Source organism: Cohnella rhizoplanae (genome assembly GCF_948329515.1).
Classification (GTDB): Bacteria; Bacillota; Bacilli; order Paenibacillales; family Paenibacillaceae; genus Cohnella; species Cohnella rhizoplanae.
The window spans coordinates 212718-226881 of sequence record NZ_CAOJCN010000011.1; the positions used below are offsets into that span (position 1 = coordinate 212718).

The window sequence follows — 14164 nt, forward strand, 5'->3', positions numbered from 1 at the left end:
GGACTAGCCTGACTGGCTTGATTGGAACGCAAAGAATCCGTGTAAAAGTAGTCAAGATAATTCCGGCAAAAATTTGCTCAAAAAAATGGAGTGACGGCGCAACTTTTCCTGGCGAACTGCGTCTAACATCATGTGACTCGCAAGAGGGACTAAAGACATACGAGCGGCTAGCATTTCCAAGAATTCTCTTTACGCTAGGTTTGCTCGCATGTATAATGATCAAAGTGGCATTATTACCCTGGCCATTTTCTGCGTGTTTACGAGTTTCTGCGACATGCTTCTACTACCTAGACATGGCTGCAGACATCAATTATAGACAACGCTCAACTCCGGAGAGGGGGTGACACACCGATGAGAGAATCGAGCTACAAATCTTCCACAAAAACATTACAGAGTCCTTTCCGAGGAGGAGAAAAAAAGGTTATGAAGAAAAGTTTGTCTCTTCTCATAGCACTCGCTATGGTATTCGGCATGTTTGCCTCTATGGCATCTGCCGCTACAGCTGAGCTGACTACAGCTCAGAAGTATCAATTGTTTGTTGATCAAGGCGTTCTGAAGGGTGACCCTAGCGGCAACCCGCGCCTGGACTCCACGCTTACTCGTGCAGAGTTCGCGACGATCGTCGCAAGCGTTGGCGGCCTGAAGCTGGTCAACTCCGCGTCTTCTTTCGCTGACGTGAAGGCTAAAGACTGGTACTTCACTGCTATCCAATCCGCTTCCGACGCTGGTCTGGTTAACGGTATCGGCGCTGGCAAGTTTGGTCCTAAGCTGAACGTTACCGTTGAGCAAGTGATCAAGGTTGCTGTTATCCTCGCTGGCATCAAGCCGGTTGACGGCGCGGTTGTTGCTGGTTCGTCCGCATGGGCTGGCCCGTACATCCAAGCTGCTATCAACGCTGGCCTGTCCGTTCCTTCGAACTACAAGGCTTCCGCTACCCGCGGTCAAACGATCGACGTTGCCTACACTGTATACCAACTCAAGGCCCTTCCGGTTCTGAGCGACGTTACGGCTACGGTCAACGCTGACGATACGATCACGGTATCCGGTAAGGTTGTCGGCACGGCTGACAGCGTTAAGGTTGCCCTGGGTACGGCTACTGCAGTAGCTGCTACGCTGAAGGACGACAAGACCTTCACGTACACGACTGCTAAGCAAGTTCCAGGCGCTTACAAGCTGACTGTCGTTGCTTATGACGGCACGAAGGCTTCCGTTGCTGTAACGAAGGACGTCACGATCGGCGCATTCGCAGTTGAATCGGTTACGGTTCTGAACGGTATTCAAATTGCTGTGAAGTTCAACAAGGCTGTTAGCGAAGCTACGCTGGAAGGCGGCTATAAGAACCTGGGCTACTTCACGCTTGAGGGTTCTACCGTTGCTTCCGCAGCGCTGAGCAGCGACAAGCAAACCGTCACTCTGACGTTTGCTGCACCGTTCTACACGAAGTCTATGTCCGAGCGTTATGTTCAGTTCTCCGTTAGCGACAGCCTGAAGTCCGCTTCCGGCCAAAAGGTTACGGCTTACAAGCAAGCTGTTCTGCTTGCCGACTCCGTAGCTCCTACGGTTACTAACGTTTCGTATGCAGGCAAGACGGCTAAGATCGAATTCAGCGAGCCTCTGAGCTCCGTTGGTACTCTTTCTGTAAACGGCGTTGAAATCAAGTCTTCCAACACGTCCATCGTCTACTCCGTAGCTTCGGACAACAAGTCGATCACGATTTCTCCGCTCAACCTGGGTACTTCTTACAGCTTCTACCTCGTAGGCGGTAAAGACGTTGCTGGTAACTTGTTCGATTACAACACGACGCTGACGCCTCCGACCGATACGACTGCTCCTACGGTTGCAGCTCTGACGGTTAACGGCTCCATTGTCAAGGTTAAATTCAGCGAAGCAATCGACACGTCGGTTGTCAGCTCGATCTATGCAAACGATGTAACTGGCCTGTCCGCGATTGCTGCAAAACCAGCTGACTACGATGCGGCTACGTTCACGCAATCTTATGATGCATCTTCCTGGCTGACTACAAAGGGTGCTAGCTTCCTGAACCTGACCGTCAAGGTCTCTGGTTACAAGGATCTTGCCGGCATCGCTGGCGCTGACTTCACGCAAGCTGTGACGATCTCTAAGGACACGACGGCTCCTGCTGTTCAAAGCGTTGCTTATGAAGCCAACAAGGTCATCGTGAAGTTTGATGAGAAAATTACTTGGAACGGCCCAGCTACGTTTGCTTATAACCTGACGGATAGCAACAGTATTTACTCCGCAGGTAATCTGGTAGCAACTGCTGCTGTCGGCTATGATGCTGATAAGAGCGGTGGCGATCCTGCAGGTGACTCTGAGTTGTCCTACCTGGTGCTGACTGTATCGGGTACGAGCAACGGTACTTATCCGGTTGTAAAAGACGGTAAACTCGTTGCTGGTAAGTACAACATCACGCTGGAAAGCAACTCCGTTCAAGACGCAGCAGGTAACAAAATCAGCGCCAAGACGCTGAGCTTCACGGTTTCTTCTTCCAGCAGCACGACTGGCAATGTATCTGTTGTTGCTACTGAAGTAGCTCCTGGCAAGCTGCAATTCGTATTCAGCGCTCCGCTGACTACGGCTGCGCTTGACGTATCTAAGTTCCTGATTAACGACGTTGCTCTTCCGACCGGTACGAACCTGTACTTCAAGGATACGGCTACGACTGTAATTGCTGAACTGCCTGCTGGCACGATTCCGGTTAACGGATACCGCACGCTGAAAGTCAGCAACATCGTCGACAAGGACGGCAACACGCTTGACTCTTCGAAAGTCTCTTCTTCGGTTAACCTTCACGAGAACGTTAAGCCTGTAGCTCAATCCGTCGCTCTGACTTCTGACAAGATTCTGACGGTTGCTACGAGCGAGACGCTGAAGGGTCCGACGAACGATGCTGGTGTAGCAGTTGATGTAAAGGGTGTAACGGTATCCATCAATGGTAGCGATGTTGCTGCTGCCGACATCCAATCCATCACCGTTAGCAACAATGCGGTTGTCATCACGACGACTTCAAGCAAATTCACGACGGCTCAAACGATCTCCGTCAAGTTTGCTAGCACGAACATTACGGATATGAACGGCAACACCATCGCCGATATCCAAATCAACAAGTAATAATTAAGCAGAAAAGAGCAAGCCTTCGGGCTTGCTCTTTTTTTCTGTTCACACAACTTTTTGACTATATTCGTCGTCTATAATAGTAGGTTGAGATAAGGTTCACGTAATATTCATGTATGCAAGCTATAATAAATGAAATTGATTATAGGAGGATCGTCGGATGAACGGATCTAGCAAAAAGTTTAAGGTGCTGGTCGGATTAACTGCGGTAATGCTGGCTGTGGCTCCTTTTTCTGCAAGTGCAGCAACTACTACGAAAGCAGCCGCTCCAATGATAACCGCCGTGACGCAAGTCGTGAAGCCAATATATTTGAATAGCACAAGCTATATAAACTTGGTGGATGTAGGACTATCTCCGGTTGATGGCGGACAGATTGCTGCATTTACATTAAGCATCTATAACGGCAGTTCAGCTTCTCTGGATCTCACGAACTATTGGTTTAGGTTAGCTAACTTATCTGGCAGCACGTATTCCATCAAAACATCAGCGGCAGACGGTAAACTTACAAGGATCGCTCCGAACTCCAAACTGATGATTACGCTGTATGCAACCGTAGGAGAATCAACGAAACTATCAGATCTTATTTTTAAAGTAGTCAAGTTCAACTTTAGTGTAGCCGGCTATGAGCAAGGCGTTGGTAGGTTTACATTCCCCAAAAACTTTAACAACGTGGTAGCGGCAGGTTCTTACAAATCGCTTTATTTTGCTACGACTATATTGAATTCAAAAGTAACGTCAGCTAAGATCGCAGCATCTGGCGACGAGGATCAACAGATAACGGTCAATTATGTATATAACAATATCGGAAAAAAAGCCGTAGCGCTTAGCAAATATAAATATTATCTCGTAACAGCAAGCGGAATTATGTATGAAGCGACGCCCTCAATCACGGAGGACCTGAGCATTCAGCCTTTGACACGCAAAGAGTTAAGCATAACTGCAACTGTTCCAAATTCTTTGGCAAAAACGGGATGGAAGTTGATGATACTGCGAGATAATGGAGGAGAAACGGCAGTTACGCTTCCGGTCGGAACCTACAATCTTTACTTCAGTACCAGTACGCCAACCACTTCATCGGCGGCTGACAACTTTACTTACACAAATACGGAAGGCAGCTACCATTACAAGCTTACGTCGCTGCTCAGAGAGCCTTGGAACAGCCAAGATGTACTTTCTGCGAGGATTCGTCTTACGAATAAATCGACAACGGCAGTATCCATTCCTAGCTTATCAGGATACTTCTATCTGGACGATAAAACGAAGCTGGATTTCAAGACGATTGCGGTTAACAATCAGTTCGGATTGAATGCAGGCGGCTATGTGGATCTTGATGTATACGCGAAGCTACCTTCTAACTTTAATTTTACGAAAGCTCAACTGATGTTGAACAACAAGGTAGATGACAAGACGACGACCAAGCTTGGGGAACTGACAGGTACTTCGTACTTAGCTCAAATCCCGACGTATGCCGTAGATAAGGTTATGAACATTGATCGTGATGGCAGTAAGATGACAGCGGCGCTAAACAATGTGAATGTATATAATACGACGACGAATAAGATCTTCTCAGTGCAAATGACGCTCACCAGCACGGAAAAGCGAACGATCGATCCGATCCGTCTGGTCGGGCTGTTCAAGAGCGACAACGGCGATATTTTTCCGGCAACCGCCACGATGGCAGAAGGACAAGTGAACGCTTCAAACAAAGCGTTGCTCACATTTACGGCGACGGTACCGCAAAACTACGATACGAACAATCTGAAGTTGATTGTAGGAGAGGGTGTCACCGATACCAAGTATACGGATGCGAAGACGACCGCCGAAGGATTCATTAATGCAGTCTCCTATGGTCTTCCGCAAGAACAGCGATTATACAGCGCTTATAAAGACATTAGTCTGTTACCGTATAAATTTTCAATAAATAAGATTACTCCTACCCTACTTGGCGATGATGTCCAGTTGACATTGCTTTATAACTTAGATAAAGACGCAACTTACAATATTTATCCCACCGATCGCAAGCTCGTAATGGAAGTCGTTGGCGTAGATACATCCAATGGCGCTGAGACCAATTATCTTAGTCAGGAATTGACGATTGAAGGAGATCCGGCAACGCCTACTCTTCATGCAGGATCAAATCAAGAGCTTGTTATAAAAAAAGCGAATCCAAACAATGGTTTTAATGGTGCACTTAAATATAAGTTAAGATTATATGAAAGTGTCCAAGGGGCAAAGAAACTCATTGCTGAACGAAATATTGATAATTGGTATATTCAAAACGATTGGACTGCAGACACGAACAGCTGATCGCTCTAACCTTTAACTGCCGGTATTCATCCTATACCGGCAGTTTTTTATTCACAAAACTGGAAAATACATTCCACCCGCTTGTCGGAAAATGTGATAAAATAGAGATATCTATACCCGAATGATGGTGAACGAGCATGGAAGTGAATCGGATAGCACATGCCAAGAGCATGGCACAGTTGCGGATTAAGGCGGTAGGGAATGCTTCCAAGCAGAGGATCAAGATTGATAAGCTAAGAAGATTAATTCAGATTTCCTTTTTAACTGGCGAATATAGCTTATACATTCTGACGTTCTACTTGCTCATGTATCTAAAGGTATTACCGGATTATCCTGCAGTCGATACGCTCAATCCGATACATTGGATTCGAGATGTTTACGTGTTCGATAAGTACTTGCTCTTTCTAGGCATGACTCTGCTTATTCACGGGTTTATTCGAGCGCAAGCCGTTCTTTTTTCAGGGAAAAGAGAGCGCGGGCTAACGGAGGAACTGCTGTTCTCTGCGAAAGCCACAAGTTATGCGTTTCTCATGTCTATCGGTATTACCTTTCTGTTGAAAACGACGTTTATCTACTCCCGGGTGACGCTTGTTACGTTTGCTATCCTCATGCTCGTAGAGGCTGTGATATGGCGCGCCGCGCATAAATACACGAATCAGGCTATGAACGCCAAAGGCTACTTGCAGGACCGTGTTCTAATCGTAGGCGCAGGTAAGGTAGGTAACGAGCTGCATAAGGCCCTGGAGCAGGAACGAAGCCATAAATTCAAAGTCGTCGGTTATTTAGATGATTACAAGATCGGCTCGGAGGTCATCGGCAAGACGACGGAGTTGGAAGCAGCCCTTCAGAATCAGCATATCGATATCGTGTACATCACGATTCCATCCGAGCGAAGCGTGATCGAATCGATTCTGCATACCATTTACAAATACAATGTGGATATCCGGATTATTCCGGAAATGTTTGATCGCATATCTACCGTTTTCGCGTTTCACGCCGATTCTAGTCAGCCCTATATGGAAGTCGTCAAAACGCCGCTTAGAGGAATGAACATCGTATTGAAGAGGCTGTTTGATATCTTGATCAGCGCGATGTTGCTCATCCTATTAGCGCCCCTGTTCGCAGTTCTAGGATTGTGGACGAAGATCGATTCAAAAGGGCCCGTGTTTTTTAAACAGGTCAGGGTCGGTAAGAACGGCGTGCCGTTCTCCATGATCAAATTCAGATCGATGCGTACCGATGCGGAGCGGTTGAGAGAACGCTTGGATACGTCGAATGAAGTCAGTGGAGGGCCTGCATTTAAGCTGAAGGACGATCCCAGAGTTACGCGCACGGGCCGGTGGCTACGCAAATACTCGCTAGATGAGCTGCCGCAGCTCTGGAACGTACTGAGGGGCGATATGAGCTTGATCGGACCGAGGCCGCCGCTGCCCGATGAAGTCGCCCAATATACCAATTATCATTGGCGGCGCATGGACGTCTTGCCAGGTATGACCGGGCTATGGCAGGTAAGCGGCCGCAGCGATCTGAATTTCGAAGAGTGGATCAATCTGGATATTCAGTATATCGAGCGTTGGAGTATTGCGCTTGAGATGAAAATATTGCTAAAAACAGTTCCTGTCGTCATAAGAGGCACGGGAGCGTATTGATGAGGAGTGGCAGCGTTGAAGCGTCAAGAGAAGTCGGGATTTAGAGAATGGTTTGCGTGGGCATGGATCGCGTTTATCTTGTTTATCGCGATGTTTAAAAACGGCATCTTCCTCGGCTTTGGCCTCCATAGCCCTAACCAATACCAATTCGAGAGTCCGGCTATGCTGACGTTAATCGTCTCCGCCTTCGTGACTTTGTGGCTCATCGTGCAGATGAGTGCGAGCACTTTCGAATGGACGAGAGCCAATCTAATCATGAGCGCTCTAGCGCTGTTGTTACCGCTCGTTTACCTCGTAAGTTCATTTCAAGCCTTTTCTCCCTACATGGCTAAGATCGGGATTCTTATACACTTGGCTCTGTTCTTGTTTTATGCAGCCGGTACATTCTGGTCCAGATCCAATCAACTGACTGAGCGGTTCCCGCTAGTATTTTTAATATTTGGTTATCTCCTCGTCGCATACGGGTTTCTCACGATGTTCGGCAATGCGTATATGCTGGATTCCTTAACGCCTCAAGATGGGATTCGGATCACTTCCGTCTTCCAATATGCGAACGCATATGCCGTGCTGTTGCTCATCATGTGGATCATCATGCTCATAGAGATTAGCCGAACGACTCGCAGGGGCCTCCAGATATTCCATGGCATCATGCTGGTGCCCGTGTTGGTGTCCTTTTTTCTCACGCTATCTCGGGGCGCGCTCGTCGTGCTCCCGATTATCGCGATCGTGACGTTGGCCATGCTCCGGTTGAAGCTGCAGATTAAGATGATCCTTTACTCCGTAATTGGCATGGGAATTGCGCTTCTAATTTACTCTAAGTTAGCCGACCGAGGCATCGAAGTCGTCACTGGCATCCAGGCCGCTATTGCGGCTGAGCAGCCGTACGATACGGTATCGATCTTCTCCGGAGACGCTATAGGATATTGGGCAATTCTGATTGTTGCCTCCCTCGCCATGGGTGCTATAACCTATGCAATAGAGAGATACATAGAGCCTAGGTTGCAGGAGAAGGTCGGCAATCGAGCCTCCAACCGCTCCGGCATTTGGCTGCCGATCGGACTCCTCGTATTATTTATCCTAGGAGCCGCAGCCGTACTGTCCGATACGATGGTCAAGCTGCTGCCGCCGGTACTTCGCAACCGCATTGAAGGCGTTAATCTTGAAACGCATAGCGTTTACGAGCGTCTAAGAATGTATAAGAATGCCATTCAGTTGTGGAAAGACTACCCGGTGTTCGGAGGGGGCAGCGGAGCCTGGGAGGCATCCTATGAAAAATATCAATCCTACCCCTACCTCAGTGCACAGACGCATAGCTTTATTACCCAACTACTCGTCGAAGTCGGCATTGTCGGCGCGGTTGCGATACTTGGTCTTATCCTATATTCGCTCATCTCCTTTGCAATTAAGTATCGCAGAATGTCCGAAGAGCTGCGAAATAAGTATATTTTCTACTTCATCGTACCGATTACGATTCTATTGCACGCATCGATCGACTTTGAAATGAGCTACCTGCTGTATGACATTCTAGTCTTTCTATGTCTCGGCGTGCTTGGCGGCGCGCTGTCGCCGGTCAAGCAATGGGGGGAGAAGCAGGCTCGTCAGTTAAAAATAGCAGGCTCTAGTATTCTGGCGGCGCTTGGCGTAGGACTGATCGTCATCGCTAGCTTGCGGCTTTATAGCTCCAATCAGATCGAAAATGCGAACGATGCTTATGCGCAGCAGAGACCGTTCAATGAGATTGTCGATCTACTGGAGCAAGGCCTGAAGGTTACAGCCGGACACCCCGTGCTGCTGCAGCAGTTAACCAGCTGGAACTATCAAGCGTATGACCAGTCCGAGGACGAGAGTTATCTGGTAGAAGCGGAGAAGTATCTGCAGAAGCTTGTAAAAACTGAACCCTATTATCGTCCGGGTATAGACCTGGATTATACCATTCAGCTGGTACGTGGCAACCAAGATGGTGCCATTCAAATTATGCAGAAGGCCGTCGCGCAATATCCATTTGAACAAACCTTTTATGATCGCCTGGAGACGACGCTGCTCGCGAAGTGGGAGCAACAGACGCAAGCGAACGATGTCGAAGGCGCCAAGACAACGGCTGCTTCTATCATGGAGTATTACAGCAAGGTCCTTGAACAGGAGCGGATCGTACAGGAGTTGCCGAAAACCGTTGAAGTTAATCGGGTATTCGCCATCTCAAGTGCAACAAGGCTGGCAGCGGGCGAAGTCACCTTTAGTGCAGGGGATTATGCTCAAGCAACTGAAATATTAAAGCCGACCGTGCAAGAAGATCTGAGTGCGGAAACCAATCGCAAGGTGGCCAGATACTACCTGGCTTCGCTCAGAAAGCAAGGGCAAGATGATCAGGCGTTGTATGAGAAGCTAGTAGCTGTGGATGCCAATGAAGCGGGCCAACTAGATCAGCTCAATTAGAAAGGAGGGATAGCGGTGAAAATATCAGTTATCCTGCCGACTCTGAATGCAGAAAAATACTTGGTAAAGCTGATTGGCAAGCTGCAGGAACAGACTGTCCGTCCGCATGAAATTATCGTCGTAGATTCCCGTTCAGACGATGGGACCCTACTCATGTCTAAAAGACTAGGCACTAGAGTAATGTCCGTAGAACGTAAGGACTTCGACCACGGCGGGACGAGAAATCTCGCTGCGCAAAAGGCGACTGGCGATGTAATCGTCTTTATGACCCAGGATGCAGTGCCGCATCATGAGAGATTCCTAGAAGAGATTATAGCGCCATTCGCGGATACTAGAGTGGCTGCCGTCTGCGGCAGACAGATCGCGAGATCCGACTCCAACGTGCTCGAGCAAATGACGCGTGATATTAACTACCCGGAATTGTATATCCATAAAACCTTAGCCGATCTGGATCGATTCGGTATTAAGCTGTTTTTCTTTACAAATGTGTGCTCGGCTATTCGAAGAGATACTTTCCTGCAGCTGGGAGGATTTCCGGCCCCGATCATATTAAATGAGGACATGATGATTGCAGCCAAGTGCATTACCAATGGGTACGCGGTTGTGTACAACCCACGCGCAAGCGTCATACACTCGCATGACTACAGCTTAAAAAAGCAATTCAAGCGCAACTTCGATATCGGCGTATCCATGCGGATGAACGAATGGATCTTTCAATATGCGCGTGCGGAGAAGGAAGGCGGCAGGCTCGTTAAGGAACAGCTTGGGCGCTTGTGGAAACAGGGGGATTGGAAGTGGATCCCGAAGTGGATTGGAGAAGCAGCTGCAAAATACGCAGGCTACCGCTTGGGCGTGTCCTATAAAAAGCTGCCAGTCATGTTCAGAAGACGCTTCAGCATGCACCCAGGTTTCTGGTCAAATTACGACAAGTCGCAAATCGTGCGGGAGCCCGTAATCTTCAAGGCCGAAGCACAATCGGTCAGCAATCATTGAGCGGAGAGGATGTTCACCATGAATCGATATACCAAGATCTTCGGCATACTCGTCGCTGCCTCAGTCGTCGCCGGGGGCGTCAACTGGTACCAATCTGCCTATGCAGACGTTCAACAGACGACGCCAGGGCTCTCCGATGACCCGATCGTGACTAAAAGTTACGTGGATCAGAAGATTGCAGAGTTGGCGAATGGCGGCACAACAGGCGGGAATACAAGCACGGAATCAGCGAGCGCTAAGCTCGAAGTCGTCACCGTACCGCTCGGTAACAAGCTGATGGTAAGTGCCGGTGGAGAGATCGTCGTACGCACAGGTAAAGCTGTAGCCTATAGTTCTGATACAAACGGTCTATCAGACCTTACAGCTGGTGCTGATATTGCTTCCGGTATGCCGATCGCCACAAATCATTTGATTTTGTTTCCACGAGACGGAAGAGGCATTGAGCCCGATCCGAAGCAGAAGAATGGGCTGACGGTGTTGGTGCGTGGGGAGTATACCCTTCAGAAGTAGCTTTATGAATTTAAGTAAGGGGAAAGAAAATGACTTTATTAAGGTACTTTAGGGATATCATTAGAAACTACAAACTAATACTCCAACTAGCAAAAAGAGATGTAACATCAAGGTACTTAGGTTCATCGTTAGGCGGGATTTGGGCTTTTATTCACCCGATGCTTTTAACATTAACATATTGGGTTGTATTCCAAGTCGGCTTTAGATCTTTTCCCGTCGGCGATGTGCCTTTTATTTTATGGTTATTAGCCGGGATAGTCCCGTGGTTCTTTTTCTCTGAAAGCCTCTCGTCAGCTACTTCTGCAATAGAACAAAGCAGTTTTCTCGTCAAAAAAGTTGTTTTCAAAGTTCAACTTCTACCTATCGTCAAAATCATAGCTGCTCTAAGTATTAATGTGTTTTTTATAATTCTTACAATAGTTGTTTATTTATTGTATGGATACTCTTTGAATTTTTATTTACTGCAAATAGTTTATTACATGATTTGTTTAACCCTCTTCACTATAGGTTTATCCTGGATAACATCAGCACTAAATGTATTTTTTAAAGATGTCGGGCAAATTGTTAGTATAATATTGCAGTTTGGATTTTGGTTAACTCCAATATTCTGGTCCTTTTCATTAGTGCCATTGAAATATCGGATTATATTTGAAGTTAATCCGTTGTTTTATATAATCCAAGGCTTTCGTGATACATTTGTTGATCAAGTGTGGTTCTGGGAGCATTACAAACAAACTCCATACTTTTGGTTCCTAACTCTATTTTTTCTGGTTTTTGGTTCTTACCTATTTAAAAAATTGCGTCCGCATTTTTCGGATGTACTTTAGTAGGAGTTAAACTTATGATAATTGTTTCGGATTTGTCGAAAGTTTATAAAATATATAATTCAGCGAACGATAGGATAAAAGAGGTTTTTTTTGGAAAGAGGAAGAGTTATCATTCGGAATTTCATGCACTGAAAAATGTGAGCTTTGAGGTTAATCAAGGTGAAACAGTTGGGATTGTTGGGAGAAACGGGTCTGGCAAATCAACTCTATTAAAGATAATTACAGGAGTTCTTAATGCTACCTCTGGGACAGTGAATGTTAATGGAAAAGTATCAGCAATTCTTGAGTTAGGTGCTGGTTTTAATGTGGAATATACAGGGATTGAGAATATCTACCTAAATGGCACTATTGAAGGCAAGTCAAAGAAAGAAATGGACGAAGTTATTCATAAAATAATAGAATTTGCGGATATAGGAGAGCATATTCATCAACCAGTAAAAACCTATTCCAGTGGTATGTTTGCTAGATTGGCATTTGCTGTAGCCATCAATGTTAAGCCGGATATATTGATTGTGGATGAAGCTTTAGCAGTAGGTGATATGAAATTTCAGGCAAAGTGTTTTAAAAAGTTTGAAGAGCTTAAAAAGGAGAATGTAACAATACTTTTTGTGGGACATGATGTATCAAGCATTAGGAAATTCTGTGATAAAGCATTGTGGATGCATCAAGGAAAGTTAATTTCGTTCGGTGATACGTTGCAGGTAACAGCAGAATATATGGAATTTATGAATTCAGATGAAATGCTTATCGAGCAGGCTATCCCACAAGAAAAGGATTCGGATTTCTCAGAACATATTCATGAAGTTAATAACTATATTAATCGTTGGGGAAGTAACCCGAATGTAATTAAAAAAGTAATGGTGATTAATGAGAAAGGAAAAGAAACCACGTTAATTAATTTTGGAGAAACTATTCGAGTTCGAGTTATATATGATCTGCCTCCAGATTTGAAAGGGCACATAAGTGTAGCGATTTCATTGAAAAATACGATGGGATTAGATCTAGTCGTTTATACAACGATGGATGATGATCAGATTAGCAACAAAGAGATAAAAAGCAAAAATGAAGTTACGTTTGAATTTGTGAATTATTTAACTAATGGTGACTTTATATTGGTGGTTGCTGTAGAAGATCGGAATTCCATTCAGCCGAGTTATTATGATTATATAGAAGGGGCTACGTACTTAAAGTCCGTTACTCCAAGTCAGATATTTGGCATCATCCATCCGCCAGTTCAAAAGTATTTAAGAAAGTAGTGTGAAAGAATGGAAGATCTCAAAACTGAAGTTAATAGTAGGTCTTATTGGAATAATCGGTTTGACTCAGACTGGGAGCAAAACTCTGGGCGTCAGCAGACATTATATTTTGCTGAAGTTGCTCATAGTTTATTTCCTAATTGGTTTCACGAAATTCTCGCTAGTGGAGTGACAGTAGCTGATGTAGGTTGTGCTGAAGGAGATGGTGTTCATCACCTGGCCCCCAAATATCCAAAAAGCCATTTTGTGGGAATTGATTTTTCAGAGGAAGCTATTGAACGAGCTTTAAAATTGTATCCAGAGTATTCATTTTATGTATCCGACATTAAGGAAATGGATCAAAAGTTTGATGTCATTTTTTCTTCTAACACTCTTGAGCATTTTTACGAGCCTTTTGAAATTTTACATCAACTTTTTGAAAAAGCTGAGCGATATGTAGTTATACTAATTCCTTTTCAAGAGAGAAATAGGTTTAAAGAGCATTTTTATACTTTTGAATACAGTGATTTTCAAATTGACTATAAAGATTTTGATCTTGTTTATTCCCGTGAGTATGATTGTTCTAAAGTAGAAAATATCTTCTGGGCTGGAAAGCAGCTATTGCTTATCTTTGAACGTAAGAATATAAATAGCAAACACAAACGTACACTTGGAGACTATATAGGAAACTTGTCAGAGGAATATGATATCTTAAATAATGTAAGAAAAGAGCTTTTATTGAAGCATGAACGTCTGAGTGACAAAATGAAGATTGAAATTAATAAAAGTAAAAATTTGCATGTGGATATTGAAATACTTAAAACAAAGAATTCGCAACTTGATAGATTAATCGAAACGCAATTTGAAAACATAAATGATTTATTGAATAAACATAATTATTACGAAAGTGTTATACAGGAGGTAACTAATAAATTAGATTATGCAGCTCGTCAGGAACAGTGGCTCAATTCAGAACTGTATAGACTTACATTAGAAATGGCAGCGATTAAAAAATCACTCATCTGGAAGTCACGCCAAGTTTCGATTAGACTTGCAAAAAAATCAAAATTAATA

At 45.1% G+C, this 14164-nt stretch carries 9 protein-coding genes; all 9 read left to right on the plus strand.

The genetic code is table 11. From position 1 onward, the window contains the following. The first annotated feature begins 423 nt into the window (after positions 1–423). Entirely contained in the window at positions 424–3132 is a 2709-nt protein-coding gene (locus PQG80_RS17500) for an S-layer homology domain-containing protein (RefSeq protein ID WP_271752714.1), read from the plus strand. Between the two features lie 163 nt (positions 3133–3295). Continuing rightward, positions 3296–5443: a hypothetical protein gene (locus tag PQG80_RS17505; protein WP_271752715.1), complete on the plus strand. Its 2148-nt coding sequence runs from the start codon at positions 3296–3298 to the stop codon at positions 5441–5443. A 137-nt stretch (positions 5444–5580) separates the two neighbouring features. Next, positions 5581–7092 carry a sugar transferase gene (locus PQG80_RS17510; protein ID WP_271752716.1) on the plus strand — a complete coding sequence of 504 codons (1512 nt, stop codon included), beginning with the start codon at positions 5581–5583 and terminating at the stop codon, positions 7090–7092. Between the two features lie 15 nt (positions 7093–7107). After that, positions 7108–9525 carry an O-antigen ligase family protein gene (locus PQG80_RS17515; RefSeq protein ID WP_271752717.1) on the plus strand — a complete coding sequence of 806 codons (2418 nt, stop codon included), beginning with the start codon at positions 7108–7110 and terminating at the stop codon, positions 9523–9525. Between the two features lie 15 nt (positions 9526–9540). Further along, complete coding sequence (locus tag PQG80_RS17520) at positions 9541–10518, plus strand: glycosyltransferase family 2 protein (RefSeq protein ID WP_271752718.1); 978 nt, start codon at positions 9541–9543, stop codon at positions 10516–10518. 18 nt (positions 10519–10536) lie between these two features. After that, positions 10537–11028, plus strand: coding sequence for a hypothetical protein (locus PQG80_RS17525; RefSeq protein ID WP_271752719.1), 492 nt, complete (start codon positions 10537–10539; stop codon positions 11026–11028). A gap of 29 nt (positions 11029–11057) precedes the next feature. After that, entirely contained in the window at positions 11058–11855 is a 798-nt protein-coding gene (locus tag PQG80_RS17530; RefSeq protein ID WP_271752720.1) for an ABC transporter permease, read from the plus strand. 14 nt (positions 11856–11869) lie between these two features. Then, entirely contained in the window at positions 11870–13111 is a 1242-nt protein-coding gene (locus PQG80_RS17535) for an ABC transporter ATP-binding protein (protein ID WP_271752721.1), read from the plus strand. A 9-nt stretch (positions 13112–13120) separates the two neighbouring features. Next, a partial coding sequence (locus PQG80_RS17540) for a class I SAM-dependent methyltransferase (RefSeq protein WP_271752722.1) occupies positions 13121–14164 on the plus strand: 1044 nt, incomplete at its 3' end.